The following is an 18,709-nucleotide window of genomic DNA, read 5'->3' as shown; positions in this document are numbered from 1 at the left end:
TTAATTGCTTTCTATTTTTTTACTATTAAAATAAGGGGTGAATAAAGAAAATTTAAATATTAACTAAGAGAGGAGTGTAACAAATGGAAGTAAACAAAATTATTTATATTGTTTTAGCAGTCTTTTTAGGCGGATTTGGCGTTCATAAATTCTACGCTGGAAAAACAATGCCAGGTATTTTACATTTAGTTTTCTGTTGGACAGGTATTCCTCATATCATTGCGATTATTAGTGCTATTTTAACACTATTTAGACCAGCAAATGAACATGGCAACATTGTAATGTAAGATGAATTATAAAGAGAGTTACGCTTTATAGGGGTTGTTCACACCCTATAGCGTAACTCTTTTTATTAACTCAAAATAAACATAAGAATAGAAACAACAATCGCTAATATACTAATAAGTGTTGGTATTACAAAGCGTATTTCATCTACACGCTTTTTATTGTTATCTTCTTTAATTTGTAAGGCCATATCCTTAATTTGTAATACAAGCATTTCGTGATTACTATCTATTTTTTGAACTAGTTTTTCTTCGACTTCATCTATTTTTTGATCCACCTTATCTAACTTAAGGTTCAATCTTTTCTCGACTTCGTCTATTTTATGTTCTACCTTATCTATTTTAAGATTCAGTCTTTCTTCAACTTCGTCTATTTTTTGATTTACCTTATCTAATTTAAGGTTTAACGTTTCATCAACTGAACCAATACGTTGGCCCAAACTTTTTTCTAACGTAGCATTTTGATAATCCATTTTATCTTCAAGCGCATCAAATCTTGAATCAACGTGTTCTTTATATGTGACAAATTCTTTTGTAGTGATAAATTTTTCTTCAACCATAGCGGTCATCCTCCATAATATAAATGCCAGATGCTAGTTAACGATGTGAATTCTTGGTGCTTAAGTGACATAGCAATATTAATGGAATAATTAAACATTTAGTTTTAGAGTTCGACGACTCTCTTTTGTACGCTCTTTTATTTTATCACTTTAAATAAAATTAATCTACTATAATTTTTTTATACAAATTATTTTGATTTACATCAAAATTTGAGGATTGATATCTATTTTTAAAGATAATTTATCTTTCATATACGCTTCGTGGTAAACTTCATCTAAATACTGTAATGCTTTTAGCAATTCAGGTTCTCTTTTATATTTAACTAAAATTTGAAAACGGTGTTCATTATTAATTCTTGCTATAGCCGCTGGAGAAGGGCCTAAAACAAGTGCTTTATCAGTTAAATGTTGCAACAAGACTTGATGAATATGCTTGGATGCTTCCATTACTTTCTTCATATTTTTATGAGATATCGTGAAATTCACAAGGAAATAATACGGTGGATATTTGCCTAATTTTCTAAAATCCATTTCTTTACGATAAAAAGTTAAGTAATCATTTTTTTGAACATCTTCAATCGCATAGTGCTCAGGATTATAGGTTTGAATAATAACCTTTCCGGGTTTCTCATGTCGTCCTGCACGACCAGAGACTTGGGTTAACAATTGATACGTTCTTTCACTTGCTCGAAAATCAGGCAAATTTAACATGGTATCAGCGTTTAATACGCCAACCAAAGTAATGTTTGGATAATCTAAACCTTTGGCAATCATTTGCGTGCCTAAAAGTATATCGCCTTTTCCTTGTTCAAAGTCAGTAAGTAATTTTTCATGAGCACCTTTTCTAGAAGTAGTATCTACGTCCATACGAATAATACGAGCAGTTTCAAATTCTTGTTGTAGGATTTCTTCCACCCGTTGCGTACCAGTACCTACTTGTCGAATATGCGGGCTTTCGCAATTTGGACATATATTTGGTGGCACTTCTTGATAGCCACAATAGTGACATTTTAATTGATCCGTCGTTTTGTGATAAGTTAATGAGATGTCACAATGAGGACATTGGGGCACATACCCACAGTCTCGACATAGCATAAACGAAGCGTAACCACGGCGATTTAAGAACAGTACAATTTGTTCATTTTTATCAAGTCTTTCTTGAATAGCTTCACGTAATTCATTTGAGAACATTGAACGATTTCCTGCTGTTAATTCTTCTCGCATATCAACAATATCTATTGTAGGTAGAGCTTGTTGATTTACTCTTGTAGGCAATGTTAGCAATTGATATACATCTTTTTTAGCACGTGCATAAGACTCAAGGCTCGGGGTAGCACTCCCTAAGACTAAAGGACAGTTATGGTATTCACTGCGCCACTGAGCAATTTCTCTAGCGTGATAACGCGGATAGTCTTCTTGCTTATAAGTTGATTCATGTTCTTCATCAATAATGATTATTCCTAAATTTTTAAAAGGGGCAAAAATACTAGATCGTGCCCCTACGCTTACTCGAGCACGTCCATCTCTAATTTTTTGCCATTCATCATAGCGTTCACCATTTGATAAACCTGAATGAAGCACCGCAACATCATCACCAAAGCGACGTTTAAAGCGTAATACCATCTGAGGGGTTAACGCAATTTCAGGTACAAGCATCATCGCCTCTTTACCTAAGTTGAGTACCTCTTCTATGGTTTGTAAGTAGACTTCTGTTTTTCCTGAGCCAGTTACACCGTGTAATAAGAACGTACGCTGTTCTTGACTGTCAATTTTGTTTTTTATTTTTTGAAAAGCAATTTGCTGCTCTGAAGTCAATGTTCGTTTATCTTCACGTTCAAATACACGATTCGCAAATGGATCACGTTCTACTTGGGCGTCATATTTCTCGATAAATCCTTTTTTCACTAACCCATCAATACTTGATTTAGAAAAACCCATCTCTTCTAATTCTTTTAAAAATACTGTTTTATGTTGCTCTTCAGTAAGATAAGCATACACGTCGTATTGTTTCATAGAACGTTCAAGCATGGCTAATACGTCATCTGGGTTACGATCATCTAATATACGCACCGCACGTTGAGTTTTCTTTTTAATATTTTGAGAAAGTAAAGTCACTTCTTTTACACTTTCATTTTTCAGTAACTCATTTAATAAGGGTAAATGATCATTCTCTTGAGCATCTTTATACTTATAATGGCCATTGGTATTAAAATATTTCAGTAATTCTTCATCTATATCATTATGCTTTACGACTTCAAATACTTTAGTATATTTAGCTTTAAGTGCACTTGGCAACATAGCTTCGAGTACAGAAATACTCTTAGAAACATGGGAATGACTTAACCATTCACTCAATTGAATTAATTCTGTTGTTAATTCTGGTCGAATATCTTGAACTTCTTTAATAGCTTTTAACTTGTCAAGATTGATATCCTCACTCGGATGTTCCTCAATATTCATTACATAGCCTTGTATTGTACGCGCTCCAAATGGCACGACAACTCTAACACCTACTCGAACAAAGTCTTCTAAGGCTTTAGGTATAAGATAATCAAATTTAAAGTCGACACTCTTTGAAGGTATATCTACAATTACCTTTGCAATCATTATTGCCACCTAGTTTCTAATTCATCTAAGATTTGTTGTGCAAGTTGTACTTTTTTCCCTTTCTTAATATTAATCATTTCTTTCGTTTTAAAATGCATTGTTAGTTCATTATCATCTGATTTAAACCCTATTGATTGATCTCCAACATTATTTGAAATAATGACATCTGCGTTTTTACGCTTCAATTTGTCTTGGGCATATTTTTCAATATTTTGGGTTTCTGCAGCAAAGCCTACCAAATACTGGTGGGTTTTATGTTCTCCTAAGTATTTTAAGATATCTTTTGTACGTTTAAAGTTAACAACTAAATCTCCGTCTTGCTTTTTCATTTTATGGTCAAGGACATCTGCTGGTGTATAATCTGAGACCGCCGCAGCTTTAACGACGATATCTTCTTGTTCATAACGTTGTGTCACAGCTTGAAACATTTCTTCAGCACTTTCAATATGCACCATTTCTACTCCCGCTACATCTTCTAATTGAGTCGGTCCTGTTACTAGTGTGACATGCGCGCCTCTATCTCTTAGTGCTTGAGCTATCGCAAAGCCCATTTTTCCAGAAGAACGATTCGAAACAAAGCGCACTGGATCGATGACTTCAATAGTCGGTCCGGCAGTCACTAGTGCATGTTTACCATAAAATGTACTTTGTGGTAATGATTTAGTTTCACTAAAAAAGTGATTAATTATAGTTAAAATTTGGAACGGTTCTTCCATACGTCCTTTCGCTACATACCCACATGCTAGGAAGCCATCACCAGGTTCAATAAAGTGATAACCATCTTCTTTTAACACTTCCATATTATGTTGGGTTCTTTTATTCTCATACATATGTACATTCATTGCTGGCGCTATAAACTTTGGTGTTTCAGTAGCAAGAAGTGTTGAAGTTACCATGTCATCTGCTAATCCATGACTTAACTTAGCAATGATGTTGGCTGTAGCTGGTGCAACAATAATGGCATCCGCCCAATCGCCAAGTGCCACGTGCTGAATTTCTTGAGGGCGCTCTTCTTTAAAAGTGCTAGTGTAAACTGCATTTCTACTGATTGCTTGAAAAGCTAGTGGCGTGACAAATTCTTGAGCGTGATCAGTTAACATCACTCTCACATCATAACCTGCTTGCGTTAACTTACTCGTTAAATCAATGGCTTTATAGGCTGCAATCCCGCCTGTTACCGCTAGTAGAATATGTTTCATAACCGTGTTTCTCCCTTTACTTTTCGATGATTATAGATAATTTAACATTAAATTTATTATACACAAATTATTTAACTAATTAAAAACACACACCTTATCTATGATTACAATAAGGTGTGTATTAAATCGTCTATGAGTCAACCACTACTACATTAAATATCTCAGAAATATCAAATAAGCGTGATGTCTATAGTACTTGTATTCTATATTATTTTAAGCAACATTGTGTATGACGAATATTAAGCTTTTGCTTGAAATTCTTCAGGAACTACTGGAGTGATTTTACCGCTAGCAATTTCTTCTAACGCTTCACCCACTGGTTTAGCTGAATGATAACCGCTTAATAAAGCACTTTCTGGCTTTTCATCTAATTCACGTGCACGTTTAGCTGCAGTTGTAGCAATTAGATATTTTGAATTGATTTGTGATTGTAACTGGTTTAAAGGTGGGTTTAACATTATTTTTTGGCCTCCAATAACATTTTTCTATATATAGCTTCTACACGTTCTCTTTTTAAATGCTCTGCTTCAACAATGGATTGAATACGTTCTTTAGCTAAATGAACCTCGTCATTTACAACGACATAATCGTATAGATTCATCATTTCTACTTCTTTACGTGCTTCATTCACTCTGCTTTGAATCTTTTCGTCAGATTCCGTACCTCGTCCAACTAAGCGTTCCTTTAGATGTTCTAAACTAGGTGGCGCGAGAAAGATAAATAAGGCGTCGGGGAATTTCTTTCTTACTTGTTTTGCACCCTCAACTTCTATTTCTAAAAATACATCATGTCCATTAGCCATTGTATCTTTAACATATTGAACAGGTGTACCATAGTAATTTCCCACATACTCAGCGTACTCAATAAATTGATCTTCCTGAATTAAAGCTTCAAACTCTTCTTTTGTCTTAAAAAAGTAATCTACACCATCAATTTCACCTTCACGCATATTACGTGTAGTCATTGAAATAGAGTACTTATATGATGTAGTTGGATCATCAAATATTTCTTTGCGTACAGTTCCCTTACCTACTCCAGAAGGACCTGAAAGAACAATTAGTAATCCTTTTTCATTATCCATGCCTTACGACCTCTCTAAGCTATTCTTTTATTATTTAAATATAATATCACATTGTCGTTTGAATTGTATAGAGTGAGCTAGATAAACTTAACTCATGACGCTACTATTTTGCCATGTTACAATATAATGAATGATTAAATTGAAGGTGGAAATTAATTATGGCATATGATGGCTTATTCACGAAAAAAATGGTTGAATCATTACAATTCCTAGTATCTGGAAGAATTCATAAAATCAATCAACCTGAAAATGATACAATCTTGATGGTAATTCGACAACAACGTAAAAATCATACACTTCTATTATCTATTCATCCTAGTTTTTCAAGAATGCATATCACTACAAAAAAATATGATAATCCATTCGATCCACCAATGTTTGCAAGAGTTTTCCGTAAACATTTAGAGGGTGGCATCATCAAAAACATTCGTCAAATTGGTAATGACCGTCATATCGAAATTGATGTTGAAAGTAAAGACGAAATTGGCGATATCATTCATCGTACAGTTATCCTAGAAATCATGGGCAAACATAGTAATTTATTATTAGTTGATGATAACTATAAGATTATTGAAGGTTTTAAACATTTAACGCCAAATACCAATCAATATCGTACTGTCATGCCTGGTTTCAAGTATGAAGCACCTCCGACTCAGAATAAACTTAATCCTTTCGAAGTAAACGGTGAGGAAGCGCTAAAATATATTGATTTTAATGCAGGTAAGCTTGCTAAACAATTATTAAGCACATTTGAAGGATTCAGTCCTTTAATTACAAACGAAATTGTTGCACGTTACCAATTTATGACATCTGAAACATTACCTAAAGCATATGATGAAGTAATGGCTCAAACACTTCAAACAGTGGAACCCATTTTCCATAAGAATCACGAAACGGGCAAAGAAGATTTCTACTTTATGAAGTTAGAGCAATTTCAAGATGATATGGTTGAATATGAATCATTACATGAATTATTAGACCGCTATTATGATGCACGTGGAGAACGCGAACGCGTCAAACAGCGTGCCAATGACTTAGTACGTTTCGTGCAACAGCAATCACAAAAATATCAACATAAGTTAAGTAAATTAATTGATGAATATGAAAGTGCGAAGAATAAAGAGACACAACAATTATACGGAGAATTGATTACGGCTAATATTTATCGCATCCAACAGGGAGACGATTCGGTTACGGCGCTCAACTATTATACTAATGAAGAAGTAACGATTCCTTTAAATCCAACTAAGTCTCCTTCAGTCAATGCGCAATATTATTACAAACAATATAATCGTATGAAAACGCGTGAACGTGAGCTCACTCATCAAATTAAATTAACGCGTGAAAATATTGATTACTTTGCAAATATTGAACAACAACTCGAACATATTACAGTAGATGAAATCGATGATATTCGAGACGAATTGGCCGAACAAGGCTTTATGAAACAACGTAAAAATGTGAAGAAGAAAAAGAATGATAAAATTCAACTTCAAACTTATGTATCTACAGATGGCGATACTATCTTAGTCGGTAAAAATAATAAACAAAATGACTACTTAACTAAGCATAAAGCACAAAAATCTCATCTTTGGTTCCATACTAAAGATATACCGGGCTCTCACGTCGTCATACTCAATGATGCACCGAGCGAACAAACAATAAAAGAAGCTGCGATGTTGGCAGGCTATTTCTCTAAAGCAGGAAATTCTGGCCAAATTCCAGTAGATTATACAGAGATTAAAAATGTGCATAAACCTTCAGGCGCGAAACCTGGATTTGTAACTTACGACAATCAAAAAACTTTATTTGCTACACCCGACTACGATCATATTCAACGTATGAAACAATCATAAAACGAGAAAGGCTATGAAATCTAACATAAATCTAAAAGATTTCATAGCCTTTTTTATTTATTTACATGTCGTGAGTCTTACTTTTCTGGTAAGGCAAGTTGGAAGCTAACTCCAAACTTATCTTGAACCCAGGCAAATTCACGGAATGGAGACATAGATGTTTTTGGCATCAAGATAGCCCCTTCTTTTTTCAATCCACTGAATAATCGTTCCATTTCCATAGCATTATCAACAGTGATATATAATGAAATTGAAGGATTCATAGGTAATTCTTCGCCATTGTCGGCATCGATGGCCATAAAGACTTGACCATTTAATGTAAAGATAGAATGTTGAACAGTACCTGGTGTGCCTGGACCTTCTTCATCATATTTGACCATTGTTAAGATTTCACTATTTTCAAATAGACTTGTATATAAGTTAATAGCTTCTTCAGCTTGATTATTAAACATTAAAAATGTTGTTATTTTAGGTATTTCCACGGTAATCCCCCTATATATGTTTGTTTATTTACTACCTATTCTAAACTAATAACCTTTATTTTGAAAAAATTTAAACGTCCTTTAATTGAAATTTATTAAGTTTATTTACATAGAAAGTAGCGTCTTAATTTTTTGACTTATTCGGATTTACAGTTAAAATTAAGTTAAAGTTTAATGGGAGGCTTTCGCTTATGATGCATTTTATTATACCTATCTTAGCAATGCTTATTGTCTTATTTATTGGTTGGATTCTTATTAAAATTTTTATACGTTAAGATTAGAGTATACCAAGTTTAACTATAGATATATTAAAAGTGGTACATGTTCGACCCCTTTTCCATTATTCTGGAAGATTTTGTCGTATATGTACCACTTTTGCATTTAAATTTCACCTTTTTGTCGTAAACTTTCTTTCGCTTTTTTAAAGACATCACTTGTATGTTTAAAGGCATCCATATTCACTTTTGATTCTTTTGAACTCATTTTCTCAATACTTTGATCTATTGAAATAGTTTGTTCAGGCATTTTGAAATTATCTTTTCTATATAAAAAATCATTAATATGTTTCATTTGGGTATAAAAAGTATTGCGTTCCCGTTCATTAGTCAATGGCATTGTCCCCTTTTAGACATAGCTTATTACAAGTTGTCTCTCCAATCAACTAAAGTCTGAATGTCATCTTCTGAAATTTTGCCTTCTTCACGTGCCACTTCAATTAACTCATTATAGTTACTTAATGTATAAAAAGGTACATTAATATCTTTAAACATTTGGTCTGCTTTAGCTAAGCCGTAAGTAAAGATAGCTACTACACCTAGTACTTCTGCACCCGCTTCTTGAAGTGCTTCGACTGCAGTTATAGATGAACCTCCTGTTGAAATTAAATCTTCAACAACAACGACTTTTTTACCTTTCCTTTGAGCACCTTCAATTTGATTTTGTTTACCATGACTTTTACTTTTAGAGCGTACATAGTTCATCGGTAAATTTAATTGTTCAGAAATGTAAGCAGCATGAGGAATACCAGCTGTTGCAGTACCTGAAATAATCTCTACATCGCCAAATTTTTCATTAATAAGTTGACTTAAGCCATCACGAATAGCTCTACGCACTTCAGGATAACCTAATGTCACACGATTATCACAGTATATTGGAGATTTAATACCTGAACTCCATGTATATAAATCATTAGGTGATAATGTCACTGCTTCAATATCTAATAACGATTTTGCAATTGCTTTTGCCATGTTAACCTAACCAACTTTCCTTAATATTTGTATAACTTTCTACTGGATTATCACTTTGCGTGATTGGTCGTCCTACTACGATATGTGTAGCCCCTAATTGTTTAGCATCTTCAGGTGTAGTGATACGTTTTTGATCATCTACAGCTGCCCCTTGTGGTCGAATACCTGGTGTGACTTTTAAAAAGTCTGACCCTAACTCATTCGTTAATAATTTCGCTTCTAATGGTGAACATACTACGCCATCTAAGCCTGCTTGTTGCGTTAATTTAGCATAATTTAATACCGCTTCTTCAATGGTTGTTTGAATGTTTTGCTCATTGTGTAACATTTCTTCAGTAGTAGATGTTAACTGAGTTACAGCGATAATTTTAGTATGTTTACTATATTTTCTAAGTCCTTTTGCTGCACCTTTCATCATTTCTACTCCGCCTGCAGCATGAACATTTACTAAATCGACATCTAATTTTCCTAAACCTTCCATCGCTTTTTCAACAGTATTAGGAATATCATGTAATTTAAGATCTAAAAATATATCATGACCTCGTGCTTTAATTGTTTTAATTAGCTCTGGGCCGGCTTGATAGAACAATTCCATTCCAATTTTTACAAATAAAGGCTCATTAAATTGATCGAGAAAAGCGTTAACTTTATCAGCCGATTCAAAGTCTAAAGCTATAATTGGTAAATCTCTCATTTAAGTAACTCCTTTGTAGACATGAAATCTAGCATATATCAATATGTAAGGAGGTTACGTCATTAATCATTTAAATTATGCATAAACAATTAATGAACTAACCTTACCTCACATAAATTTCAACAGTTGTCTTACCTATCTCATCTCTATATTACATATTTCTCATTGAAAATGTCATACTCTCTATAACATTTGTTAAAGCACTAGCCGTATCAAGTGAAGTTAAGCAAGGTATACCGTTTTCAACAGTTGTTCGGCGAATTTGGAAACCGTCTCTTTCAACTTCTTTACCTTTAGTCATAGTATTGATAACAATTTGTACTTCTCCATTTTGGATACGAGTTAATAAATCATTATCTCCGCCAATTTTACCTACTACTTCTACTGGTATATCGTTTTCTTTTAATTTTTCCGCTGTACCTTGTGTAGCTAAAATTTTATAGCCTACTTCATTTAAGCGATGTGCAATTTTCACAATTTCTTCTTTATCTTTATCACTTACTGTCATTAAAACCGTACCGTGATCTTTAACTTCTACACCACTACCTACTAAGCCTTTGTATAAAGCTTTTTCTAATGTAAGGTCTTTACCCATGACTTCACCGGTAGATTTCATTTCAGGTCCAAGTGTCACGTCGACATTTTTCAATTTATTAAAGCTAAAGACAGGTGCTTTAACAAATACGCCTTCTGAATATGGTTGAACACCTTGTTTATATCCTAAGTCGACAAGTTTTGTACCCATAATCGCTTGCATCGCGAGTTGTGCCATTTGGATGTCCGTAATCTTACTTAAGAATGGTACCGTACGACTTGCACGTGGGTTTACTTCTAATACGTAGACGCCATCATGTGCAATAACAAATTGAATATTGATTAAGCCTACAATGTTAAGTCCTTTAGCTAACTTAATTGTATAATCTTCAAGCGTATCAAGATCTTCTTGGCTAAGTGTTTGTGGTGGATATACTGCAATAGAGTCACCACTATGAACACCTGCACGTTCAATATGTTCCATAATACCTGGAATAATAACTGTTTCACCATCAGAAATGGCATCAACTTCAATTTCTTTACCTGTTAAGTATCTATCAACTAATACAGGATGTTCTGGACTTGCTTTTACAGCTTGTTCCATATAATTTTCAAGTTCAACATCGCTATTAACAATTTCCATAGCACGACCGCCTAGTACATATGATGGTCTTACAACTACTGGATAGCCAATTTCACGTGCATTTTCAAGAGCTTCTTTAGGAGATGTAGCCGTTTTACCTTTAGGTTGTGGTACATCAATAGTATGCAATAGTGCTTCAAATTCTTTTCTGTCTTCTGCACGGTTTAAGTCTTCTAATGTAGTACCTAAGATTTGAACACCATGTTTTGCTAATTTATCAGCTAAGTTAATGGCTGTTTGACCACCGAATTGAACAACTACGCCTTTAGGTTGTTCTAAATTAATAATATTCATTACATCTTCTTCAGTTAAAGGTTCAAAGTATAATTTATCTGAAATTGAAAAGTCTGTTGATACAGTTTCAGGGTTATTATTAACGATGATTGCTTCATATCCCGCATTTTGTATAGCCCATACCGCATGGACAGTAGCATAATCGAATTCTACCCCTTGGCCGATTCTAATTGGACCAGATCCAAGTACTAAAATCTTCTCTTTTTCAGTAACAATAGACTCGTTTTCAGTTTCATACGTACCATAATAATATGGTGTTGTAGATTCAAATTCTGCAGCACATGTATCTACCATTTTATATACTGGTTTAATGTCATGTTGTTGACGTAATTGATAAACCTCTTCTTCCGTCATACCAAAACGATGCGCAATCACTCTATCACTAAAGCCATAATCTTTAGCATATTTAAGATATTCTAAATCACCCGTATGTTCTTTTAATTCGTGTTCAATGTTTATGATATTTTGGAATTTGTTTAAGAAGAAATAATCAATTTTTGTCATATTGTGAATTTCTTCTAATGTCGTACCACGACGGATAGCTTCTCCGATAAAGAATAAACGTTCATCATCTTGGTGACTAATACGTTCTTTAATATAATCAATATCGTAACTTTCACCATTTGGTAAACCTAAATGGTGCACGCCATATTCTAATGAACGTATTGCTTTTAATAGTGATTCTTCATACGTACGTCCAATAGCCATGACTTCACCGGTAGCTTTCATTTGCGTACCCAATTCTCGTTCACCTTTTTCAAATTTATCGAATGGGAAACGAGGAATTTTAGAAATAACATAGTCTAGTGTTGGTTCGAAAGCCGCATATGATGTACCCGTGATAGGATTGAGCATTTCATCAAGTGTTAAGCCGACTGCAATCTTCGCTGCTAATTTAGCAATTGGATAACCTGTTGCTTTAGATGCTAATGCTGATGAACGTGATACACGTGGGTTAACTTCGATAATATAGTAGTTAAGTGAATGAGGATCTAATGCTAATTGCACGTTACATCCACCTTCGATACCTAACGCTCTAATTACTTTAAGTGAAACATCACGTAGCATTTGATATTCAACATCTGATAATGTTTGGCTCGGTGCAACTACAATTGAGTCACCCGTATGAATACCTACTGGGTCAATATTTTCCATGTTACATACTACAATGGCATTATCATTTTTATCACACATTACTTCATATTCAATTTCTTTAAAGCCGGCGATAGATTTTTCAATTAAACATTGAGTAGCTGGACTATAATGTAAACCATTGCTAACCACTTCTTTTAATTCTTCGTCATTATGACAGATACCGCCACCAGTACCTCCCATAGTGAACGCTGGTCTTACGATTAAAGGATAGCCCACTTGCTCTTTAAATTTAAAAGCTTGCTCAACTGTATTTACGATATCACTCTCAGGCACAGGCACATTTAAATCATTCATTAATGTTCTGAATAACTCTCTATCCTCAGCTTGTTGGATTGACTCTAGTTCTGTTCCAAGCAATTTAACGTTGTTTGCTTTTAACACACCACTATCATGTAATTGAATAGCCATGTTTAAACCTGTTTGGCCACCTAAAGTAGGTAGTAATGCATCTGGTTGTTCTTTACGAATAATGCGTGCAATAAAGTCATGAGTTAACGGTTCGATATAAACTTTATCGGCAATTTCTTTATCTGTCATGATTGTCGCAGGGTTTGAATTCACTAAGATAACACGATAGCCTTCTTCTTTAAGAGCTAAACACGCTTGTGTCCCAGCGTAGTCGAATTCTGCAGCTTGTCCAATAATGATTGGACCTGAACCAATTACTAAGATTGTTTGAATATCGTCACGTTTAGGCATTGATTGTATGCTCCTTTTCTTTAAAATCTTTCATCATAGTTAAGAACTCATCGAATAAATAGTTTGAATCACTTGGGCCTGGTCTTGCTTCAGGGTGATATTGTACTGAGAATGCTGGTAATTTTTTATGTCTTAAACCTTCTACAGTGCCATCGTTTAAAGCAATATGTGTAATTTTTAAATCTGTATCTGCTAGTGAATCTTTATCAATCGCATAGCCATGGTTTTGACTAGTGATGTCAACTTTACCAGTACGTAAATCTTTAACTGGATGATTTGCACCGCGGTGTCCGAATTTCATTTTAAATGATGTAGCACCTTGAGATAGTGCGAATAATTGGTGGCCTAAACAAATACCGAAGAAAGGAATTTTACCTAAGATACCGTTAATCATATCTAAAGCTACTTTAACTTCATCAGGATCTCCAGGGCCATTTGATAACATTACACCGTCTGGAGATAATGCTAGAATTTGTTCTGCAGTAGTATCGTAAGGCATCACTGTTACATTACATCCTCTTAGATTTAACTCACGTACGATGTTTTGTTTTTTACCGAAATCTAATAATACGACACTTAAATCTGAACCTGTAGATACGTAAGGTGTTTTAGTTGATACTGTAGTAACTTCATCACGAGGTAATTCCACAGTTTTCAATTTAGCTGCTAACTGTTCAATTTCTTCTTTATTATCTGTGAATCCAGCTTTTAAAACACCATGTTCTCTGATTTTACGTGTAATACTGCGTGTATCTACACCTGAAATACCAGGAACATTATATTGTACAAGTACTTCATGTAATGTTTTTTGCTTTCTGAAGTTACTTGGATGCGTGCTAGCTTCTTTAACGACTACACCATTTAGTGTTGGTGTAAGTGTTTCAAAGTCGTCTCTGTTAATCCCATAGTTTCCGATTAAAGGATAAGTGAATGTAATAATTTGACCAGTGTATGAAGGGTCTGAAATTGTTTCTTGATAACCTGTCATTGCAGTATTAAATACGATTTCGCCTACAGATAAATCGTCTGAACCTAATTTATATCCTTCATAATATGTTCCATCTTCTAATACAAGATAACGTCGTTCGAACATTTTACTTGTCCTCCTTATATTTAACTTCGCCTTCAACCATAGTTAAGACTGGGTTACCATATACTTTGTAACCAATAAATGGTGTGTTATCAGCTTTAGATAAGAAATCTTCTCCTCTGATTTCACGCTCTTCATCTAGGTTAATAATTGTTAAATCTGCGAAGCTTCCTTCTTCCAATCGACCGTATGGTAAATCGAATGTTTGCGCTGGTTTAATTGTTAAATAATCTACTAATTGTTGTAGTGTCCAGTCTCCATTTTTCACGAAGTGTGTATATAATAATGGGAATGCTGTTTCACTACCTACGATACCAAATGGCGCTTTAACCATTGGTTGATCTTTCTCTTCTTTAGCATGAGGTGCATGGTCTGTAGCAATGCAGTCGATAGTGTCATCGAGTAAACCTTCTAATAATGCTTCTCTATCTTCTTTACTTCTTAATGGAGGATTCATTTTGAAAATGGCGTTATCACCTGGCACATCATCTTCAGTTAATAGTAAGTGGTGTGGTGTGACTTCGGCAGTTACATGAATGCCTGCTGCTTTAGCGTCACGAATTGCTCTTACACTTTCTTTAGTTGAAACGTGACATACGTGATAGTGGCAATCTGCCGCTTCAGCAAGTAAAACGTCTCTCGCAATTTGAACTGCTTCACAAATATTAGGAATACCTGGTATGCCAAGTTCTTCACTACGTTTACCTTGATGCATTGCCCCGCCATAAATTAGACTATTATCTTCACAGTGAGCAACGACCGCTTTATTGACTTTCGCTGCTGCTTGCATAGCTTCATACATCATTGCTGATTCTTGTACACCTACGCCATCATCAGTGAAGGCAAATGCACCCTCTTTAGCTAAGGCATCAAAATCTACATGTTCTTTACCTGCTTGTCGTACTGTAATCGCCGCATATGGTAAAACACGTACTTGAGCATTATCTTTAATTAATTGTTGTAAGCGTTCCATATGTTCAACTGAATCTGGTACTGGACGAGTGTTAGGCATTGGGCATACTGTTGTAAAACCACCACGTGCCGCTGCTTTTGTTCCTGTTTCAATTGTTTCTTTATGTTCACCACCAGGTTCACGTAAATGCACGTGAACGTCTACTAATCCTGGTGCTACAAATTGGCCTTGTGCATCAATAACTTCAACATTATTGTCTACTTCTATGTTGTCATTGATTTCTTTGATATATTGTCCGTCAATTAAAATCGATGTTTGTTTAAGTTCACCGTTATCTAAAATTTGAGCGTTTTTAATTAATTTCATTATTTACTCCTCTTTTCCTGATAATAGTTTATTGATTACTGCCATTCTTAGATACATACCATTTTCCATTTGTTTAAAAATACGTGCCTTAGGTGCTTCGACTAATTCTGTATCAATTTCCACACCTCTATTAACTGGTGCAGGGTGCATGACAATCGCTTTATCTTTTAATTTGTCATATCTAGCTTTAGTTAAACCATATTGTTCATGATATTCATTCGCTTCAAAATTCGCTTCTCCAGTAATGCCGTGTCTTTCATGTTGAACACGTAGTAACATTACGATATCAACCGTTTCAATTACATCATCGATTTGAACATATGGTGCTTCTAAAGATTCATCCACCCATTCATCAGGGCTTGAGAACATTACGTTGGCTCCTAATGAAGTTAAACTAGTAAAGTTACTTCTAGCCACACGTGAATTTTTAATATCTCCACAGATTAGAATGTTTAACCCTTCAAATGAACCGTATTCTTCATAAATTGTCATGATATCTAATAAACTTTGCGTAGGATGTTGTCCACTACCATCCCCAGCATTCGCAATTGGGATATTAAGATTCTCTAACTCTTCATAATATGCGTTTTGTGAATGTCTAATGACTAGTAAGTTTACCCCAATACTTTCTAAAGTTTTACAAGTATCATAAAGTGACTCACCTTTTTGTACTGATGATGTACTTGTTTCAAAGTTAACTTCTTTCAGACCAAGTTTTTGCTCAGCTACTTCGAAACTACATTTAGTACGTGTTGAATTTTCAAAGAATAAGTTTGATACGAATTGATCATTATATTGTGGTAAAGGTTGTTTCCCTGATTTATAATCGCTCGCTGTTTGAATTAAATCGTAAATGTCCTCGTTTGATAAGTGTTCCATTGATAATAAGTTTTTCATAAAGCGCCTCCTGAGAAATAATTAAGCTAAATTAGTTTTTTGTTTCGTGTTTTTCTTTTGGCAAAATTAAATTTAAGATAATACCTGAAAGTGCAGCTAAAGCCATACCTTCAATTTGTAAATTAACGCCTAAACCTTTTAAGTTGATAAGTAAATTACCAATACCAACTACTAACACTACCGATGCAATAACCAAGTTATGATTATTAGCAAAATCAATATTGCTTTCTACTAACATTCTTAAACCACTTGCAGCGATAATTCCAAACAGCAAGATGGAAACGCCACCCATTACTGGTGTAGGAATTGAAGAAACGAGTGCAGAGAATTTACCAATGAATGATAAAATCACCGCAATGACTGCTGCCCCACCAATAACATAAATACTATAAATTCTAGTTATTGCTAGAACACCAATGTTTTCACCATACGTAGTACTTGGCGGTCCGCCTATAATACTTGCGAACATTGTTGAAACTCCATCACCTATAATAGAACGGTGTAAACCTGGATCTTCAAAGAAGTTTCGTCCTACAATTTTATTGATAACCATTTGATGACCAATATGTTCACTTACAGTCACAAATACGATAGGTAGCATGACTAGAATTAAACCTAAGTGTATAGAAGGCACATAATCTTTAAACGGTAAGTAGATATGTGGGAATTCTAGCCAGTGCGCTTTAGCAATGTTTGAGAAATTAACTAGCCCCATAAAGATTGAAACAATATAGCCTACTATAATACCGATAAGCACCGGTATAAGTGATAAGAAACCTTTGAAAAAGCCTTGAACAATAATTGTTACTAACAATGTGATAAGTGCGACAACTAAATAGCTTAAGTTGTATCCTTTCATATCCCCTGAGTTCTCGTACATTGCCATGTTCACAGCGGTAGGAGCTAAGCTTAATCCAATGACCATAATCACTGGTCCAACCACTACGGGTGGAAGTAAGTGCATTAACCAATTTGTGCCACTTATTTTTATAAAGATACCAATGATGATGTACATCACACCACTAGCAAACAGTGCCATCAACATATCGCCTAAGCTATGCGTGCTTAACCCCGTAATAATAGGCGTAATAAATGCGAAACTAGAACCTAAGTACGCCGGGATTTTAGCTTTTGTAATTAAGATATAAAGTAATGTTCCTATTCCTGAAGCTAATAATGCAGCAGATATTGGTAAACCGGTTAAAAATGGTACTAATACGGTTGAGCCAAACATTGCAAATAAGTGTTGCAAGCTCAATAATCCCCATTGCGCTGGATTCGGTTTGTCTTTTACATCTAGCACTGGTTTAACTGTACGTTCAAACATTTGGTCATTTTCCATTTTTGTCTCCCTTTCTATATAAAAAAGCCTCTTTACATGTTGATGTAAAGAGACTAAAAAAGTCGTATAACTCTACCAATAAGTAATATATTTCTGCTTATCGGTAGATACGTGATAAAGTATTTAAATTAATATGGGTAAGTTAAGATACGATTTAAATTATTCTATTATCTTACACACTCACCATTAAATACTTCACCTTTTTCAGTCTCTCGTACTGATTTAAAAGGTTCTCTATTCTATTACTACTGCATTATATGAATCTCGCTCATCTAAATAGACCGACACGGCTTCGTCTTTAGCAGTTGGAATATTCTTCCCTACAAAATCTGCTCTAATCGGAAGTTCTCGGTGGCCACGATCAACAAGTGCAGCTAATCCAATCTTATCTGGTCGAGAATGTAATAATATTGCATCTAATGAAGCTCTCACGGTACGGCCAGTATAAAGAACATCATCAATAATGATGACTACTTTATCAGTAATATCCGCATCAATTTCAATAGCTTCTTTAGTAATTTGTTTATTTGAGATTTCAATATCATCTCTGAAATGTGTAATGTCTATAGTACCTGTTGGAACTGTTTTCTGCTCAATTTGACTAATTTTATTCTGAATGCGTCGTGCCAAAAATTCGCCTCTAGTCTTAATACCGAGTAATACAAGGTTTTGCGTCCCTTTATTGTATTCTAGAATTTCATGTGCGATACGAGTTACAGTACGTTGAATTGCAGCTTCATCCATAATAATACGCTCAGACATTATC

General features: G+C 34.6%; 17 protein-coding genes. 2 read left to right on the top strand and 15 right to left on the bottom strand.

The genetic code is table 11. From position 1 onward, the window contains the following. Positions 1-83: 83 nt before the first annotated feature. On the top strand, positions 84-287 hold the full coding sequence (locus HS848_RS03585) for a TM2 domain-containing protein (protein WP_198611290.1): 204 nt from the start codon (positions 84-86) through the stop codon (positions 285-287). A gap of 65 nt (positions 288-352) precedes the next feature. Here HS848_RS03585 and HS848_RS03580 read toward each other — a convergent pair whose 3' ends face one another. The 5 genes from HS848_RS03580 to gmk all read right to left on the bottom strand — a co-directional run bounded on the left by HS848_RS03580 (position 353) and on the right by gmk (position 5,731). Beyond that, positions 353-844 carry a hypothetical protein gene (locus tag HS848_RS03580; protein WP_198611289.1) on the bottom strand — a complete coding sequence of 164 codons (492 nt, stop codon included), beginning with the start codon at positions 842-844 and terminating at the stop codon, positions 353-355. A 198-nt stretch (positions 845-1,042) separates the two neighbouring features. Next, positions 1,043-3,451, bottom strand: coding sequence for a primosomal protein N' (gene priA, locus HS848_RS03575; protein ID WP_198611288.1), 2,409 nt, complete (start codon positions 3,449-3,451; stop codon positions 1,043-1,045). Further along, positions 3,451-4,650 carry a bifunctional phosphopantothenoylcysteine decarboxylase/phosphopantothenate--cysteine ligase CoaBC gene (gene coaBC, locus HS848_RS03570; RefSeq protein WP_198611287.1) on the bottom strand — a complete coding sequence of 400 codons (1,200 nt, stop codon included), beginning with the start codon at positions 4,648-4,650 and terminating at the stop codon, positions 3,451-3,453. The genes priA and coaBC overlap by 1 nt, the downstream gene beginning before the upstream one ends. 239 nt (positions 4,651-4,889) lie before the next feature. Next, positions 4,890-5,108, bottom strand: coding sequence for a DNA-directed RNA polymerase subunit omega (gene rpoZ, locus HS848_RS03565; RefSeq protein WP_198611286.1), 219 nt, complete (start codon positions 5,106-5,108; stop codon positions 4,890-4,892). Next, a complete protein-coding gene (gene gmk, locus HS848_RS03560; RefSeq protein ID WP_103166830.1) occupies positions 5,108-5,731 on the bottom strand; it encodes a guanylate kinase in 624 nt (207 codons plus the stop codon). Before gmk ends, rpoZ begins: the two co-directional genes overlap by 1 nt. 158 nt (positions 5,732-5,889) lie before the next feature. Here gmk and HS848_RS03555 point away from each other — a divergent pair, with 158 nt between their 5' ends. Continuing rightward, on the top strand, positions 5,890-7,587 hold the full coding sequence (locus HS848_RS03555; RefSeq protein WP_198611285.1) for an Rqc2 family fibronectin-binding protein: 1,698 nt from the start codon (positions 5,890-5,892) through the stop codon (positions 7,585-7,587). Between the two features lie 77 nt (positions 7,588-7,664). Here HS848_RS03555 and HS848_RS03550 read toward each other — a convergent pair whose 3' ends face one another. The 10 genes from HS848_RS03550 to pyrR form a co-directional block, all read right to left on the bottom strand. Continuing rightward, on the bottom strand, positions 7,665-8,069 hold the full coding sequence (locus tag HS848_RS03550) for a VOC family protein (protein ID WP_198611284.1): 405 nt from the start codon (positions 8,067-8,069) through the stop codon (positions 7,665-7,667). A 381-nt stretch (positions 8,070-8,450) separates the two neighbouring features. Then, positions 8,451-8,678 carry a hypothetical protein gene (locus HS848_RS03545; RefSeq protein ID WP_232806063.1) on the bottom strand — a complete coding sequence of 76 codons (228 nt, stop codon included), beginning with the start codon at positions 8,676-8,678 and terminating at the stop codon, positions 8,451-8,453. A 29-nt stretch (positions 8,679-8,707) separates the two neighbouring features. Beyond that, complete coding sequence (pyrE, locus tag HS848_RS03540; protein ID WP_198611282.1) at positions 8,708-9,316, bottom strand: orotate phosphoribosyltransferase; 609 nt, start codon at positions 9,314-9,316, stop codon at positions 8,708-8,710. A gap of 1 nt (position 9,317) precedes the next feature. After that, positions 9,318-10,010 (bottom strand): orotidine-5'-phosphate decarboxylase, encoded by a 693-nt coding sequence (gene pyrF / locus HS848_RS03535; protein WP_107507878.1) that lies wholly within the window; start codon positions 10,008-10,010, stop codon positions 9,318-9,320. Between the two features lie 151 nt (positions 10,011-10,161). Beyond that, complete coding sequence (carB, locus tag HS848_RS03530; RefSeq protein WP_198611281.1) at positions 10,162-13,335, bottom strand: carbamoyl-phosphate synthase large subunit; 3,174 nt, start codon at positions 13,333-13,335, stop codon at positions 10,162-10,164. Next, positions 13,328-14,428 carry a carbamoyl phosphate synthase small subunit gene (locus HS848_RS03525; protein ID WP_198611280.1) on the bottom strand — a complete coding sequence of 367 codons (1,101 nt, stop codon included), beginning with the start codon at positions 14,426-14,428 and terminating at the stop codon, positions 13,328-13,330. The genes carB and HS848_RS03525 overlap by 8 nt, the downstream gene beginning before the upstream one ends. 1 nt (position 14,429) lies before the next feature. After that, positions 14,430-15,704 (bottom strand): dihydroorotase, encoded by a 1,275-nt coding sequence (locus tag HS848_RS03520; RefSeq protein WP_198611279.1) that lies wholly within the window; start codon positions 15,702-15,704, stop codon positions 14,430-14,432. 3 nt (positions 15,705-15,707) lie between these two features. Then, on the bottom strand, positions 15,708-16,601 hold the full coding sequence (locus tag HS848_RS03515) for an aspartate carbamoyltransferase catalytic subunit (RefSeq protein WP_198611278.1): 894 nt from the start codon (positions 16,599-16,601) through the stop codon (positions 15,708-15,710). Between the two features lie 31 nt (positions 16,602-16,632). Next, positions 16,633-17,943 (bottom strand): uracil-xanthine permease family protein, encoded by a 1,311-nt coding sequence (locus tag HS848_RS03510; protein WP_198611277.1) that lies wholly within the window; start codon positions 17,941-17,943, stop codon positions 16,633-16,635. Between the two features lie 234 nt (positions 17,944-18,177). After that, positions 18,178-18,705 carry a bifunctional pyr operon transcriptional regulator/uracil phosphoribosyltransferase PyrR gene (gene pyrR, locus HS848_RS03505; RefSeq protein ID WP_107507884.1) on the bottom strand — a complete coding sequence of 176 codons (528 nt, stop codon included), beginning with the start codon at positions 18,703-18,705 and terminating at the stop codon, positions 18,178-18,180. Positions 18,706-18,709: the final 4 nt, after the last annotated feature.

Source organism: Staphylococcus caledonicus (assembly GCF_016238465.1).
In the GTDB taxonomy this organism is placed as follows: Bacteria; Bacillota; Bacilli; order Staphylococcales; family Staphylococcaceae; genus Staphylococcus; species Staphylococcus caledonicus.
Note: the sequence above shows the minus strand (reverse complement) of the source record. Positions and strands in the feature narration are given on the sequence as shown.